This is a genomic window from Bellilinea sp. (assembly GCF_053501535.1).
Genome location: NZ_JBRCOK010000017.1, coordinates 1 through 15857, shown reverse-complemented (window position 1 = coordinate 15857; position 15857 = coordinate 1). Strand labels below are relative to the sequence as shown.

Genomic DNA, 15857 nt, shown 5'->3' with positions numbered 1-15857 from the left:
GCCGATCCAAATGCTTCCAGCCGTCAATCCCTGCGGATGGAACTGGAAAAAGTGGGGTTTGCGGTCAGCGAATGCGACGATCGCGAATCGTTTATGGGTATGCTGCAATCTGCCGATAACAATCGCGCGCCGGTGCAACTGGCCATGATAGATTACCGGCTTCTGCTGGTCAATGGCCAACCCAACCTGCCTGCGGCTATTGAACCATTACTCAACAACAACCTTAAGATCCTGGTTTTGACCACACTTGGCACTCACGTCTCCCAGGAAGACTGTCGCCGAATCGGCTGTACAGCAACGCTGATCAAACCTGTTCGGCAACAGGCGCTTTACAATGCTTTGCTAGCCGCGCTCACCATATCACCGCCTGCCGAAGCCGCCGTAAAACCACCCGCCGAAAGCCGCCCCACCGCTTCGGGTTTACGAACTTCTATTCCCCGCCATATCCTTCTGGTCGAAGACAATCCGGTCAATCGCAAAGTGGTGGTCAATTTGCTGACCAAATTTGGGCACACGGTGGAAGAAGCCGAAAATGGCCGCATTGCAATGGAAAAAACCGCACAGAAGAATTACGACCTGATCCTGATGGACATCCAGATGCCCGAAATGGATGGTTATGAGGCAACCCTGCGGATTCGCTCGAGGGAAGGTGCTGTTAACCATACCCCCATCATTGCAATGACCGCCCGCGCGCTCGCCGGAGACGTGGAACGCTGTCTCGCCAGTGGGATGGACGCCTACCTTTCCAAACCGATTAAGCCCCGCGAGCTTTTCAACGCAATTGAACACTGGGGACAAAAACGTTCTCAAGCAGAACCGCTTCAATCCACAGCGGTTGATGAGCCAACCGAACCGATTCCAGCAGACCTTTCTTCGGAATTTGCAGCGTACTTCCCGTCCCTGGATACCGACTCCAATGGCTTTTTACCCAAAACCGAACAAATCCCTGTTACTCCTCAACAAACATCTTACGAAACAAACGCCGAAGGAAACCTTTCTGAAGAGGATGAATTTCTCAGCCGGGCCTTCCGGAAGAATACCCAGTCCTTAGGCGATCCGCAATACATCGAAAAAATTCTGCCGCGTTTTGGCGATGATTTAGACTTCTTTCTGGCCACGTTTGAAGAGTTCATTCAGCAATGCGAAACAAAACTGGATGAATTGAAAGATGCGTTACATTCTCAAAATGCAGCCACCATAAAACTCCATGCTCACAACCTGAAAGGTGTGGCCGCCAATTTTGAAGCCGTCAAACTGACCCGCCTTGCCCACCAGCTGGATATGCAAGCAGCCAATGGTGATTTGGATGGAGCGGATAGCCTGATTGCTGAAATGGAAAATCAGATCCCTCTGCTAAAAAAAGCACTGGCAGAAATGAAAACCCAGCAGCATTCAGCAGAAAATAACCCCAAAGGATAAAGGATGGCAACCGTACTGCTGATTGATGACGAAATCATTTTCCATCGCATGATAGAACATGCCCTGCGTCCGCTGGGTCACATGGTTTACACCGAATTGACCGGCACGCAGGGATTGGAAGCCGCCAACATTCTCAAACCGGATATCATCATCACCGACCTAAACCTGCCCGACATTTCCGGCTATGAAGTTACTCGCCGCCTGCGCCGCGATCCCGCCTTTGCCCACACTCCCATCATGGTGCTGACCAGTCAGGCAGGGTTACAGGATAAACTGGCCTCGTTTGAATCCGGCGCAGATGATCACATCACCAAACCATTTGAGCCGGAAGAACTGGTTGCCCGCATGACCGTTTTGCTCCGCCGCATGGAGGTGATTCGTCATGCCTTGCCCAGCGGGGAAGGGGCAACTCCTACCAAACTGGCAAAGATGATCGCCGTTCATTCTTTACGCGGCGGAATTGGTACTTCCACACTGGCTGTAAATCTGGCATTGGGTCTTCGTTCACTGTGGAACAGCCCAACCTTGCTGATTGATCTGGTTTTGATGGCCGGTCAGGTAGCCTTGCTGTTGAACATGCCGCTGAAACGCACCTGGGCCGACCTGGCAGGGATTGACCCCATCGAAATGGATACCGAAGCTTTGCACTCGATCATTGAGAGCCATAAAAGCGGGTTGAGTTTTATTGCCGCACCAACCTTCCCTACCGAAGCGGAAATGCTCTCCGATGAAACCCTGAATGTGTCGCTCAAACTGCTCCGCCCTCATTACGATTATTTGATCGCCGATTTACCGCACGATTTCAGCGAAGTCGCTTTGATTGCCCTCGACATGGCCGATGTCATCTTGCTGGTTCTGGCTCCCGAACTTTCTTCGCTCCGAGCGGCGGCGGCGGCATTGGATACCTATGCAAAATTAAACTATCCGCCCGAAAAGATCAAACTGATCCTCAACAATGTTTTTCCCAAACATGGGCTGCCCCGCGACCGCATTGAACAGGCGCTCAAGAAACCTGTTACACTCAGCCTACCTTATTCACCGGATGTACTGGTACAATCCATTAACCTGGGCAAACCGATCTTGTTTCATTCTCCAGACGAACCCATCTCGATTTTATTGGAAGACTTTGCTTTCTTCCTCAGCACCGACGAACACAAGAAAAACCGACCGGAGAAGCCCACCCAGGCATGGAAACGGGTTTACGAACGCTTTATGGAAGCCCGCAAAGCCAAAGAAAAACAATCTCAACGATAAGTCAAAGCAAGGAGAAATGTCATGACTCACGTATTCAAGAAACCTACCCGCGTTGCCATTGTAGGGGCCGGAAATGTTGGGGCGACTTTTGCCTATTCACTCCTCTTAAGTGGGTTGGCAAGTGAAATTGTGCTGATTGATGCCAATCACGCCAAAGCCGAAGGGGAAGCCATGGACCTGAATCACGCCATGCCGCTCGGCAGACCGGCGCGCATCTGGGCAGGGGATTATGAAGATACCGCCGGAGCGATCATCACCGTAATCACTGCCGGCTCGGCTCAGCGGCCCGGCGAAACCCGTTTGGATTTGGTACAGCGCAACACCGAAATTTTCAAGCAAATCATCCCAAAAATTGTGGAAAACAATCCTAATGGCATTTTACTGATTGCCACCAATCCGGTGGACATTCTCACTTATGTGGCTTTCAAAATTTCCGGATTCCGACGCAATCATGTCATCGGTTCGGGGACGGTGCTGGATACAGCCCGCTTCCGTTACCTGCTTTCTCAACATTTTGATGTTGACCCGCGCAGCGTGCATGCCCACATCATCGGTGAACACGGCGATAGTGAGGTGCCCGTCTGGTCGCTGGCCAACATCGCCGGTATGCGTTTGCCGCAGTACTGCGCTGTGAATGAATTGGGCTGCTCCGACGCAATTCTCCAATCAATCTTCGAGCAGACCCGCGATGCGGCCTATGACATCATCAAACGCAAAGGAGCAACCTACTACGGTATTGCCAGCGGTTTGACCCGTATTTGCGAGGCGATCATCCGCGATCAAGGCACCGTGCTTTCCGTTTCCAGCTACATTGACGAACCCTATTATGGAATCGAAGATGTGTGCTTGAGCCTGCCTACCATCGTGGATCTGGATGGTGTCGAACGCATTATCCGCCTCGACCTGAACGACGAGGAAATCGTTGGTTTGCAGAAATCAGCCGGTGTGCTGAAAAATATTATCTCCCAATTGAAGATTTAAAGGGTTTCAGCCAGCCCAATCCACACTTCAAACGGCTGCAAGGAAAGAACGCCGTTCTCGACAAACCCTTCACTGCGGCGTGTTGAAAATACACACCGCAGATTTTTTATGTTTTCAGAAAGATGGGTTTTTGCACGGTGTGCTTTCATGTTCAGGGCAATCAGGCAGGTTTGATCTGCTGTTCGGCGCAGGAATGAAAACACATGCGGGTTGTGCCGATCCAACGGCTGATAATCGCCATGGATCAAAGCCGGCAGGCTTTTACGCAATTGCAGTAAGCGGCGGTAATAGGCCAGCATCGAATCGGGCTGGTTATACTGCTCATCCACATTGACCCCTTCGCCAAAATTGGGGTGTACCGGCAGCCACGGCTTCACCTCGGCCGGGCAAAAACCAGCATTTGGCTGGTTTGCCCATTGAAGCGGTGTACGGCATTTATCCCTGCCGTACTGGATGGCATACAATTCGGCTTCCTGTGGCAAGCTGCCCAGCAATTCAATTTCGAGCCGGTAGGCATGCAAGCTCAACGGATCGCGAAAGTCCTCCACTTTCAGTCCAAGATGATTGACCATGCCAATTTCTTCCCCATTGTATAAAAACGGAGTTCCCTTCAGGGTCAGCAGCAGCGCCAGATTGACACGGGCAATTTGCCAATCATGTTTCCCATCCCCAAACTGGCTCATCATCCGCCCGGAATCATGGTTATTCAAAGTGTTACAGGGCCACGCCCCAGCCGGAAGGGATGAAAGCCTTTCTTCTTGATTTTTCCGCACCCAGCGCGGGGTGAGACGGTTGGTATGCATCAAAGGAAAATTGAAATTCAAATGGAGTTCGTCCTCTCCATTTCCGTAAAACCGGATATCCTCGGTTTCGCCAATTAAGACTTTCTCCGGAAATTCATCCACCACCTGACGAAGCTCCCGCATCAGCTCGTGCACTTCGGGCATATCCACCTGATGCCTGAACATGCGCAGCCAGCGGCGGTTAGCTTTTCGCTGCTCGGCTTTCGTCCGCGCCAACCGTGAGTCGCGATAAATGGCATCCAGATGATCACCGGTCGCATGATTGGGGTAACCTTCCCGCTCAAAGATGGTGCCAATTGCATCCAATCGAAAGCCGTCCACACCGAGGTTCAGCCAGTAGCGCACGACATCGAACATCGCCTGTTTGACTTCGGGATTTCTCCAGTTCAAGTCGGGCTGTTGAGCAAAGAAAAAGTGGTAGTAATACTCCCCGGTTTGCGGGTCAAATGTCCAGGCCGGCCCGCCAAAAGTGGAGAACCAGTCATTGGGCGGCCCGCCGTCGCGTGGCGGCTTCCAGACGTACCAGTTCCGTTTGGGGTTATCCCTGCTGGAACGGGACTCCACAAACCAGGGATGCTGGTCGGAAGTGTGATTCAATACCAGATCCAGCACCAGGCGCATATCGCGGCGGTGTAATTCGTCCATAAAGCGGATGAATTGCTCCATACTGCCATATTCGGGAGCCACTCCGTAGTAATCGCTCACGTCGTAGCCCCAGTCGATCTGAGGGGATGGAAAGTGGGGGGAAAGCCAGACGGCATCCACCCCCAACCAGTGCAGGTAATCCACTTTTTGGATCATACCCTCAAAATCACCAATGCCGTCGCCGTTGCCATCCGCAAAACTGCGCGGGTAAATCTGGTAAAAAACAGCCGACTGCCACCACTTCTTTTGACTCATGGAAGATATACTTACTCCTTTCTTGAAAACGATGTCTGTTTGAGTGAAATTCTAATAACAAAATCCATTGACGAAATCTTAACATCGCCATCAAAAAACCTTAACTGCCAGCGGTTAAGATTTGAATAAGGAAATTGGCTGAAAAACGACTCTTAAATCACAACTATGGAAATCAACCCGTCGCTCAATCTCTCCAACGAAATCCTGCCAATTGTACCGCAGAGATGGCATTACCGCCTGGCAGAATGGATCTCCCGTTTGTTTTCACCGCCGCTGGTGGCAACGGTTGCGCTTGCCGCCATAGCCCTGGCAGATTTTAGCAGAGCTGCATTGGCATGGGCTTTCCTGACCCTGCTCTTGATGATTCTCACACCAGCCGGTTACCTGGTTTATCTTCATCAACGCGGGCAAATTACCGATTTGGATGTTTACGTGCGCCATCAACGCACCCGCCCTTACCTGCTGAGTATTGGCTGCAGCTTGGTCACATTTGCCCTGCTTAACACCGCAAACGCCCCTTACCTGCTCCAAATCGTAGCTGCAGCAGCAATTTTTCAAACCAGCGGGTTGTTTGCGGTCAACCTGAAATGGAAAATTTCTGCCCATACCGCAGCAACAGCTGGTTTTTCTTCTCTGTTTTTTTGGGTTGGCGGCATTTCCGCCTTGCCTGTCTGGCTTTTCATCCCTGTTGTCGCGTGGTCACGGGTACACTTGAAGCGCCATACCCTTTACCAGACGATTGCCGGCAGCCTTTGGGGGGTGATCAGTTTTACGCTGGCATTCTGGCTGCTGCAGTAATTGGTCTTGCTTATCCTTATCCAGCTGAATAAGAGAAAGGCTTATGTATGAATGAAGAGAAACTATGGCAACGCAGCAAGCAGAGAATCCGTTTTCAGAACGACGATATGGATTTCTACTTTGCCTGGATTCTCTCTCACCAAAGCGAAGGCGGTTCGGCATTTGGTGAGTGTTTTTATGCTGCCTCTCAGGTCAAAGACGGAGATCCTGACAGCTGGTATTCGGCGTGGGTTGAGATTGCCCGTCAGGTTGAATCTCAGGCAACACAAGCACTGGAAAAAGGGCATCGTGTAAGTGCGCGCGAAGCATACTTACGCGCCTTCTCTTACTATCAAATGGGGGCAATTTTTATCCGACCACGTGACCAAAGACTGCGTGAAACCTGGCAAAAGGCGCAGTGGTGCTTCCGTCAAGCAGCAGCTCAATTCACTCTGCCTATTGAACAAATTCGAATTCCGTTCGAAGGCAAATCTCTGCCCGGTTACTTCTTGCACGGGAATGATGGGAACAAGAAAACACCGACGCTGATCATGATAGGCGGAGGAGAGACTTGCGCGGAAGAACTTTACTTTTGGGTCGGCCCCGCAGGAATACGCCGAGAGTACCACGTTCTAATGGTGGACCTGCCCGGTCAGGGAAGCACGCCTTTTGATGGCTTATTCTTCCGAGTTGATTCCGAAGCGCCCATCAAAGCGGTCGTGGATTATGCGCTTACCCGACCAGAAGTAGACCCGGAAAGGTTGGGGTTGTTTGGCATAAGCGGCGGTGGCTACATGGTATCACGCGCTGTTACCTTTGAGAAACGCATCAAAGCCTGCGCTGCCAGCGCTCCAATCATTGATGTTTATAGGCTTGCGATGGCAGAAATCCCGCCAGCGCTCCAAAAAGCCCCTGGCTTCGTCGGAGATACACTGGTCAAACTGGCAGGCCTCCAAAGCCCACTCCCTGTGATTGCAGTGGAAAAGTTCTGTTGGCAAGCCGGGGTAAGCAAGCTTTCTGAAGCTTTGGAAATGGCACGCCAAGCGAGAGTTGAAAGAATAGATGAGATTAGTTGTCCAGTATTGTGCATGGTTGGCGAAGGCGAGTCGGAAGAACAAATGGCTCAAGCCCGCGAATTTTACAACGCACTCAAATGTCCTAAAGAATTTCGTTTATTTACCGCTGCTGACGGCGCAGATGCACACTGCCAGATCAATAACCTGAGCCTTATGCAGCAGGTTGTGTTTGACTGGCTGGATGAAGTTTTCGACTATAAGGGAGAAGTCTAACACTGCCTAAAAGCTTATATTGCTACCCTGCGCCTTATAACGCGGTTGAATGCGACCGAAAACCGGCTTACTTCCCATCTTTCAAGATGACACCGCGCAATCCCTCATCGGTTATTTTCTCCAACCTGACCTGGCTGATTTGATTCCACAACGGATTGGGTGAAAATGCTTCCACGCGGAGATAATGATCCGTCAGGCCGTGCAGCCGCCAGCCGTTTACTCCAACCTCATCACAGGATTCCCACAAAACGCTGGCAACGCTGCCGATGAAACGTTGACGGTAATTCAGGGACGACTGCCGCAAAACCTCCCGCATGCGAGCATTGCGCTCCCGGATCACTGCCCCATGAACCATCCCCTTCATGCGCGCCGCTGCCGTCCCTTCGCGCACCGAATATGAAAAGACATGCCCGCCCGCAAAGTTCATCTCTCGAACAAAAGCCAGACTTTCCTCAAATTCAGCGTCACTCTCCCCCGGAAAACCGACAATCACATCGGTCGTAATGGCAATCTCCGAGCAATGAGCGCGGGCAGATTCCAAAAGACGCCGATAAGCCGGCGGCGTGGTTTTGCGCACCATCCGCTTCAGGGTTGCAGCGCTGCCGGATTGAAGCGGCAGATGCAGGTGCCGGCACATGCGCGGATTTTCCCACAAGCGAAAAAACTCCTCATCCAGATCCCACGGTTCAAGCGAAGAAAGGCGCACCCGTTCTACATCGGTATCCGAGAGAATTGCCTCAATTAAATGCCGTAAATGCAACTGCGGAGAAAAATCCTGCCCCCATGACCCAAGATGAACTCCGGACAGTACAACCTCACGGGCCCCACCGGCAACAGCCGCCTTCACGTCGGCAACGACTTCACCGATGGATTCGCTGCGCCCCTTGCCGCGTGCCAGACGGGTGATGCAAAAAGTGCAAAAATTATCACAGCCATCCTGAACCTTGATAAAGGCGCGGGTACGCTGATGAATTCCGGGCAAGGGCTGGCGGGCAAGCGGTTCCAGATCAAACGTCTCAAGCGGCACACCCAAAACCGTTGCGGTCAGGTGGTGTTTTTCCTGGTTGGGTACTACCCAGGACACATGGGGCATTTGCCGGGCTGCTTCCGGTTCCAGGGTTGCCCAGCAGCCGGTGACGGCAATTGCGGCATTGCCGGCTCTGGCAGCCTGCCGGATTTTCTGACGGGAATCCGATGCTGCCGCGCTGGTCACTGTGCAGGTGTTAATGACCACCACATCGGCTTCAGCAGCTGTTTCAGCAATCGAATGGCCGGCAGCCCGAAACTGACGGGCAAGCAGTTCAATTTCACTTTGGTTCAGGCGGCAGCCAACTGTATCAAAATAAATTCGCATACCATTAAGGTTTGATCACATAAAAATTGTCAAAATGAATTTCTACACCCGGTGTTTGATATACCCCTGCCAGCAGCCCCACATCACCCATGCTGAAATCTGTGTCTTCCACTTCCGCAAACTTTTGCTGGTTGACAATCAAAGTCAAACGCGGCCCCACACAGTCAGCGCGCAGCTGGTTGCGGGTATATCCTTGCGAGATCATTTTACCAAATTCCAGCCCATTTTGACTGCTTAAAACTTGATATATTCCATCCTTTACTTTCACAATCCCGCCATATCCATCACTGCTGATTAAGAAGGCGTAAAAATTGTATTCATCCTGAAAACGGCAAATCAAACCAAAGTCATTGTCGGTCGGACCGTTGATCAGTTCTGCTTCAACCGCTAGGGTAACATCGGTATAATTTTTACCCGCCAATGACCAGTAATCGTAATTGGCTTGATTGATCAGAAAGGCAAGCACGCCATTCTGATAGTGGATGACCGCTTCCGGAGAACTCCATTGCCTCCAACCACTGGCCGAATCCGAGAAGTCATCATAAAAGAGAATGCTGCCAGCATCCCTCGCTGCCAGAGCAGAGGTCTCGATTTGTTTGATCAGGTTACATCCACTGAGGAAAAATAAAAAGCCGATTGCAATCAACCCGGTGCGGAAACGATTGAACATGAGAACAACCTCCTGCAGCTGATAATCAGCAATTCATAAGTGCTAAGGTGTAGATGCCTGCCCTAGGGTTGAATTACCTCATCCGGAAAATATCGCTGCAACAGTCTTCTGGCCGTCAGGGCGATGACCTCATCTCGCGATTCGGAAGCTCTTTTGAGATACTGGAATGCCTGACTGGTTCGACCCATTTCGAGATAAACCTGACCAAGATGAAGCAACGCCGGGGCATAGGATTCATCTACTCTCAAAGCGTGTTGCAAGAATTGTTCCGCATCCTTCCATTCCCCCAATTGCAAGTAAACAAAACCCGCAGTATCCAGAGAGGCAGGGTTATTGCCATCCAGGTCCAAAGCCCTTTGTGCAGCCGGTAAAGTATAGGATTGGGGATCAAACCCGTTCGAAGCGCTAAAAACCGCCAGCGACCTCCATAATTCCGCATTTTCCGGCTCAATTTCCACTGCGCGCCGATAGGCATGGAGCGCCTCGACCAAATCGCCATTTTGGGCAAGTGCAGCGCCTATTTCAACTTGCCAGCGTCCTTCGGTGGGGTGTTTTTCTGCCAGGACGCGCAAATAACTCAACGCCACCAGTGGCTGATCCTGACGTCGCCAATACAGCGCCATGGCGGTTTGGACAATGTCCGAAGCCGGGTTAAGTTCAAAGGCGCGTCGCAAATCCGGGTAGCCATCCTCTCCCAAATTCTGACGGGCTTCGGCAAGCAAAGCCCACCCTTCAGCATAATCCGGCGACAGGCTGACCGCCTCTAAAAAAGCCTGCTCGGCAACATCCCAATATCCTAATTCACCCAACCGTTGACCAACAATAACCCGCTGATAGGCCGGGTCAGGATTTTCTTGAGCGGTTTCCAAAGCCTCCAGCAGGCGGGCAGCCTGACGTGCTTCCGAACCGCGCGCCGCACTCAACGGGGTCAACAAACGGATGGCCTCCCCCGGCGTCCGGTAGGATTGCAAAACCGCGGTAAGCCATATTGCCTGAATGTTATTCGGCTCAGCGGCCGACCAGCGCCGGGCAGCCTGAACAGCCAGGTCCCAACGGTTGGACTTTTGAAAGATCTGGGTAAGTTGTGGAAAGTAGTCCACCGATAAATCGGGTTTTTCCAACAGCGCCAATGCAAACTCAACTGCCCGATTCGTATCGCCCAAATCAAAGAGTGTCCGACTCAGGGCAAACAATCCATTTTCAGAGATGGATTGGGCTTCCCATGCCCGCTCAAAATCGGCTGCTGCCTGCGCCGGATTTCCACCTTCAAGTTCATGAAAAGCCAGCCTCTCCCACCACTCCACACGCTGTGGGTGAAATTCCATCAACAGCCGCAAATTTTGGGCAGCCTTCTCGTGATTTTGCAGCAATTCCGCCTGATACAGACGGGTGATGATTTCCATTTCCCGAAACGGTCGGGGAGAAATCGGCAGAAAAGTCAGAAGAATCAACGGCAAGCAAATGATAACCCCCAGCAAGGTCTGGCGTTTCAGGCTTTGCAAATCTGTTTTTTTCATCTTGACCACAGGTTTTAATTTACCATTGATTCATGCCTATTATGCCTCAGCCAGCCATTTCATGCAATCTTGCTCCCTTTCCAACAAACGGGAACGACCAGCCCCTGCCAGCCGGGTCACCAATGCAGGAAAAGGGGTCGTTTTTACCCGGCATTCAAAAAATTCTAAACCATTCTGACTTGACACCAAAATTAAGACATGATACATTTGTCATACATGGTCAAGCGGCTCATGGAGCCAGACCTGAAATTCTTCAAAAAGTATGGAGTAAAGCATGTCAGAACGTTTCACCGGGACCGTCAAGTGGTTCAACCCCGCCAAGGGGTACGGCTTTATCGGCCGTGACAATGGGGAGGATGTCTTCGTACATTTCTCCGCAATCGATATGCAGGGCTACAAGCAGTTAAAGGAAGGCCAGAAAGTGGAGTTTTCTATCGAAAAAGGTCCCAAAGGTCTCCAAGCCGCGCAAGTTGTCCCACTGCAGTAACCCCCACAACCATCTTTCAATCGTCATACAGAGCCGCGAAAAGCGGCTCTGTTGTTTGTTTACCTTCCAGCGCCAAACACGTAACCCAGTACTTTGGCCAGTTCCAGGAGGGTAACTTCCCAACCTTCTCGGCTAAACATCCAGGTGGTCGCTTTGTACCAGTGCCCTCTCACCGCGTGGATTTGTACTTTGACCGGGCTTCCTTGAAAAGTGTCGTGAAAGATCAGGCGGGTGCGAAAAGTGTGATAGGGGTCTGTGACCACAATGCAGGAGGTATGCCCCCAATATTCCATGTAATCCCGCACACTTTTCGCTTCCTCCACCGTTGAACGCGAAACTTCCGGGATAATGCGGATATTATCCATCGGAACGCCCATTGCCGAAAGATTATTGCGCACCAGCAGACTGTAGCGGGTGCCAATTTCGTTAATGGTGTCGCCAGTCTCCGTAATTAAAATAATTCTTGAGGGCTGATCCTTGTAAAGCCTGACCGCCTCCTGCCAGCGCTGGCGGTCACCACCCCCCAACAACACAATCATATCGGCATCCTTCATCGCATCCGAAGTGATTAATAAGGCGCCAAGGGCGTATAACAGTGCGTAGATTCCAATCGGGAGCAAAAAAAGAAATCCCAATACCCCCATCCCCCTTAAAAAGCAGCCTCCACAGCCCCTGCTGTTATCTGGGGTTTGAGCGGTTTGATTCATGTTATCCTCTTTGGTTTTTCTCTAACGCTGCAATCATGCGATTGACGCCTTCTTCCAGCAAACTGCGCGGACAGCCGAAATTCAGGCGGACATGCCCTTCACCGCCTTTGCCAAAGGCACAACCATCGTTCAATCCCACTTTTGCTTCTTTCAGGAAAAATGTAAAAGGATCATTTCCGACTGGGGTAGATTGAAAATTCAGCCACGCCAGGTAGGTTCCCTGCGGAAGCGGCATTTGAACACCTTTCATACGCTCGCCCACCGTCTGATATAACCAGTCCCGGTTGGATTTCAAATAAGCCAGAAGTTGCTCCAGCCACACTTCTCCATACTGATAGGCAGCCTGCGCTGCGACCATCCCCATCAAATTGACACCCCCCACCAGCCCGCGCCGTGCCTGATGAATCCTTTGCCGCAATTCGGGATTCTGCACCACGGCAAAGGAAAATTCCAGCCCCGGAATGTTGAAAGTTTTGCTGGGAGCCATCAGCGTAACCGTTTTTTGAGCTATTTCGTCATCCAGCGAAGCCAGCGGAATGTGATGGCTGCCTTCGTACACCAAATCACAATGAATCTCATCGGCACAAATCATCACATCCCGCCGAAGACAATTTTCAGCCATCTGCTCCAGTTCGAAACGAGTGAAAACCCGCCCAACCGGATTATGCGGATTACACAGTAAAAACATGCCGGCATTTTGATCGAGGGAATGGTTGAATGAATCAAAATCCACCTCGTAACGATCATTCTTGCCCTTGATCAGTTTGGAAGACAACAGCGGTACGCCCGCGTTTTTTCCGACATTCAAAAAAGGCGGGTAAACCGGCGTCTGAATGACGACACCGCGCTGATCGGCGCAGATTGCCTGGGTTACGAGATTAAATCCCACCACCACCCCGGGCAGGAAAATTAATTCTTCCGCCTGGATTTTCCAGGCATAACGTTTTTCCAACCATGCCATGATGGATTCTTTCAAACCTTTTAATTCGGCCGGATACCCAAAAACCCCGTGCGAAATGCGCTGCTGCAAGGCTTCAATGATATCCGGCGCAGCTGCAAAATCCATGTCTGCGACCCACATGGGCAGGACATCTTCCGCAAAGGCATGCCATTTGATGCTTTCCGAACTTCGACGATCAATCACATGGTCAAAATCAAATGCCTGCATCAGCGTTACCTCATCGAACTTCAGGTGATGATTTCCAAAACGTTGAGGATTATAACGCCCAATGCCGTTCCTGTCGAACAGCGCTGCATGGTTTTGAGACCGGTTGAGAATCCTGATTTTTGCGCTCAATCCCCTGTCAAGCCGGGGGACTTGTTCAGGTCAAAATCTGATATACTCGCTTTCATAAAAGGTATGTTCTCCAAACAAACCCTGCCAATCCCCTATTGCATCCTGACTTCTCCCGACTGGAAGGATTATGAGTTGCTGGACAGCGGCAACGGTTGGAAACTGGAACGATTCGGGCAATTCCAACTGATTCGTCCTGAGGCTGAAGCCGTCTGGTCGCCGGCTTTGCCGGAGAGTAGGTGGTCAGCTGCTCACGCCCGCTTTGTACCTAGCCCCGAAGAAAACGGCGGTCACTGGCAGCACCATAAACCGCTCCCCGAACGGTGGAAGATGCGCTATAAAAAGCTCTCGTTTTATGTGCAAACCAGCGCATCCCGGCATGTAGGGGTTTTCCCTGAACAGGCGTGCCAGTGGGATTGGATCTCAGAACAAATCTCAGCCGCCGGTAAACCGGTCAAGGTGTTGAACCTGTTTGGTTATACCGGTCTTGCCACTCTAGCAGCGGCACAGGCCGGAGCGCAGGTAACCCATGTGGATGCTTCCCGTAAAGTTCTCAACTGGGCACGCGAAAATCAAACTCTTTCCGGGTTGGATTCTGCACCCATCCGCTGGATTCTGGATGATGCGGTCAAATTCGTCCAGCGGGAGGCACGCCGCGGGGTAAAATACGAAGGATTAATCCTCGATCCTCCTAAATTCGGTCGCGGACCAAAAGGTGAGGTGTGGGAATTCTTCCGGCTTTTGCCCAATTTGCTCGATTCTTGTCAACAAGTGCTGGCTGATCAGCCCCTTTTTGTCGTCCTCACAGCCTATGCAGTCAAAGCCTCAGCGCTGACTTTACAATACGCCCTGCAGGAATTAATCCAACACACCGACGGCGACTGGACATGTGGTGAGGTTGCTTTACAGGAAAAGAGCGTGGGACGGCTGCTCTCCATGGCAATTTTTGCGCGTTGGTCGCGGTTTACAACCGCTCCATCCAGATCATGACAAGGTGGAAATAATCTTATGATGAATTCACAAACCCTTTCAATCATTGGTCCGGGCGTGATGGCAGAAGCCATCATCGCCGGCTTGATTCGCAATCAGGTACTGCCGGCACAGAAGATCATCGCCGCCGGTCCTCGCCCGGAGCGCGGCAGCGAACTCATTGAACATTATGGTATACGTTTTACCACAGACAACGCTGAAGCCGTCAGCAACGCTGATATTGTCATTTTGGCGGTCAAACCGCAAAAATTGCGGGCTGTTCTTGCCGGCTTGCGCGGAAAAATTGATTCCCGGGCTTTGGTTTTGTCCATCATCGCCGGTGCTTCTATTCAAACCATCAGCAGCGGATTGGAACATCCCGCCGTCATCCGCGCAATGCCAAACACACCGGCACAAATTGGACAGGGCATCACCGTGTGGACCGCCTCACCCGCTGTAACAGAGCCTCAGTTAGAAGCCGCCCGTCTGATCTTATCGGCACTGGGGCAGGAAATATTTGTCGAGGAAGAAAACTACCTGGATATGGCAACCGCCCTTTCGGGCACCGGGCCGGCGTATGTCTTTCTTTTCATGGAAGCCCTGATTGATGCCGGAGTCCATCTGGGTTTTCCGCGCCGCATTGCTGAACAGCTGGTCACACAAACCCTCCGCGGGTCAGTGGAATACTACGCCCTCAAAAAAGACCACCCTGCCCATTTACGTAATCAGGTGACCTCCCCGGGCGGCACATCCGCTGCGGCGCTGTATTATCTGGAAAAAGCTGGTTTTCGCACCGCGCTCAGCCGGGCCATTTGGGCCGCTTATGAACGCTCTCAAGAGTTGGGACGGGGCAAAAACAGCCAGCCGCCGGAGAAGAGCGCCGACTAGCTCCAAAATGCAACCTTTCAGGGGTTTTGTCGTAATTACTTGTGGAGGTGGACACCATGGAAAAGTTACGCAACAGCTGGGAATTGGTCAAAGCCAGTTTTCGGGTATTGTTGGCCGATAAGGAACTGGTTGTCTTTCCAATCGTTTCTGCCATTGGCACTCTGATCGTTACACTCACTTTTGCGCTGCCAATGTTTCTGAGCGGCCTGGTAGATAGCCTGTTTTCAGACAACATTCAAATCCTTGGATTTCTGGTCATTTTCCTGTTTTACATTGTTCAATATACGGTCATCTTCTTCGCAAATACCGCTCTGGTTGGCGCGGCGGTCATCCGCCTGCGGGGCGGCAATCCAACGGTGGGGCAGGGCTTCCAAATTGCCTTTAGTCGCCTTTTGAATATCATCGGCTATGCTTTGATTGCCGCCACAGTAGGGATGATTCTGCGCGCTGTTTCCGAACGCAGCCGTGGTCTGGGCAGATTTGCCATCTCGCTGATCGGTTTTGCCTGGAATGTGGCAACCTTCCTGGTCGTGCCCGTTCTTGCGGTT

15 protein-coding genes are annotated in these 15857 nt (G+C 51.6%); 9 read left to right on the top strand and 6 right to left on the bottom strand.

Features of this window, described 5'->3' with window-relative positions; genetic code table 11:
* The 3 genes from ACWIZX_RS01255 to ACWIZX_RS01245 form a co-directional block, all read left to right on the top strand.
* Positions 1 to 1419 (top strand): response regulator (locus ACWIZX_RS01255; RefSeq protein ID WP_448334573.1); only part of this gene is annotated, 1419 nt, incomplete at its 5' end.
* A 3-nt stretch (positions 1420 to 1422) separates the two neighbouring features.
* Positions 1423 to 2673, top strand: coding sequence for a response regulator (locus tag ACWIZX_RS01250; protein WP_448334572.1), 1251 nt, complete (start codon positions 1423 to 1425; stop codon positions 2671 to 2673).
* A 21-nt stretch (positions 2674 to 2694) separates the two neighbouring features.
* Positions 2695 to 3654, top strand: a complete 960-nt coding sequence (locus tag ACWIZX_RS01245; RefSeq protein ID WP_322794494.1) for an L-lactate dehydrogenase — start codon at positions 2695 to 2697, stop codon at positions 3652 to 3654.
* Here the strand turns inward: ACWIZX_RS01245 and ACWIZX_RS01240 are convergent.
* Positions 3651 to 5357: a glycoside hydrolase family 13 protein gene (locus tag ACWIZX_RS01240; RefSeq protein WP_448334571.1), complete on the bottom strand. Its 1707-nt coding sequence runs from the start codon at positions 5355 to 5357 to the stop codon at positions 3651 to 3653. The two genes, ACWIZX_RS01245 and ACWIZX_RS01240, sit on opposite strands and share 4 nt — an antisense overlap.
* A 165-nt stretch (positions 5358 to 5522) precedes the next feature.
* On the opposite strand from ACWIZX_RS01240, the gene ACWIZX_RS01235 reads away from it, so the two are divergent.
* Positions 5523 to 6155, top strand: coding sequence for a hypothetical protein (locus tag ACWIZX_RS01235; RefSeq protein WP_448334570.1), 633 nt, complete (start codon positions 5523 to 5525; stop codon positions 6153 to 6155).
* A 47-nt stretch (positions 6156 to 6202) separates the two neighbouring features.
* Positions 6203 to 7423: an alpha/beta hydrolase family protein gene (locus ACWIZX_RS01230; RefSeq protein ID WP_448334569.1), complete on the top strand. Its 1221-nt coding sequence runs from the start codon at positions 6203 to 6205 to the stop codon at positions 7421 to 7423.
* 67 nt (positions 7424 to 7490) lie between these two features.
* Here the strand turns inward: ACWIZX_RS01230 and mtaB are convergent, their stop codons facing one another.
* The 3 genes from mtaB to ACWIZX_RS01215 all read right to left on the bottom strand — a co-directional run bounded on the left by mtaB (position 7491) and on the right by ACWIZX_RS01215 (position 10964).
* Complete coding sequence (gene mtaB / locus ACWIZX_RS01225) at positions 7491 to 8777, bottom strand: tRNA (N(6)-L-threonylcarbamoyladenosine(37)-C(2))-methylthiotransferase MtaB (protein ID WP_448334568.1); 1287 nt, start codon at positions 8775 to 8777, stop codon at positions 7491 to 7493.
* Between the two features lie 4 nt (positions 8778 to 8781).
* Complete coding sequence (locus tag ACWIZX_RS01220) at positions 8782 to 9447, bottom strand: hypothetical protein (RefSeq protein WP_448334567.1); 666 nt, start codon at positions 9445 to 9447, stop codon at positions 8782 to 8784.
* 62 nt (positions 9448 to 9509) lie between these two features.
* Positions 9510 to 10964, bottom strand: coding sequence for a tetratricopeptide repeat protein (locus ACWIZX_RS01215; protein ID WP_448334566.1), 1455 nt, complete (start codon positions 10962 to 10964; stop codon positions 9510 to 9512).
* Positions 10965 to 11238: 274 nt separating this feature from the next.
* Here ACWIZX_RS01215 and ACWIZX_RS01210 point away from each other — a divergent pair, with 274 nt between their 5' ends.
* A complete protein-coding gene (locus ACWIZX_RS01210; RefSeq protein ID WP_061918092.1) occupies positions 11239 to 11451 on the top strand; it encodes a cold-shock protein in 213 nt (70 codons plus the stop codon).
* Positions 11452 to 11510: 59 nt separating this feature from the next.
* Here ACWIZX_RS01210 and ACWIZX_RS01205 read toward each other — a convergent pair whose 3' ends face one another.
* Together ACWIZX_RS01205 and ACWIZX_RS01200 are read right to left on the bottom strand one after the other, a co-directional pair.
* On the bottom strand, positions 11511 to 12158 hold the full coding sequence (locus ACWIZX_RS01205) for a YdcF family protein (RefSeq protein ID WP_448334565.1): 648 nt from the start codon (positions 12156 to 12158) through the stop codon (positions 11511 to 11513).
* Position 12159: 1 nt separating this feature from the next.
* Positions 12160 to 13455, bottom strand: coding sequence for a MalY/PatB family protein (locus ACWIZX_RS01200; protein ID WP_448334564.1), 1296 nt, complete (start codon positions 13453 to 13455; stop codon positions 12160 to 12162).
* A 63-nt stretch (positions 13456 to 13518) separates the two neighbouring features.
* Here ACWIZX_RS01200 and ACWIZX_RS01195 point away from each other — a divergent pair, with 63 nt between their 5' ends.
* From ACWIZX_RS01195 to ACWIZX_RS01185, 3 genes are all read left to right on the top strand, one after another.
* Positions 13519 to 14442, top strand: a complete 924-nt coding sequence (locus ACWIZX_RS01195; protein ID WP_322794383.1) for a class I SAM-dependent methyltransferase — start codon at positions 13519 to 13521, stop codon at positions 14440 to 14442.
* A gap of 18 nt (positions 14443 to 14460) precedes the next feature.
* Positions 14461 to 15309, top strand: coding sequence for a pyrroline-5-carboxylate reductase (gene proC, locus ACWIZX_RS01190; protein WP_322794382.1), 849 nt, complete (start codon positions 14461 to 14463; stop codon positions 15307 to 15309).
* 56 nt (positions 15310 to 15365) lie between these two features.
* Positions 15366 to 15857 (top strand): DUF6159 family protein (locus ACWIZX_RS01185; protein WP_448334563.1); only part of this gene is annotated, 492 nt, incomplete at its 3' end.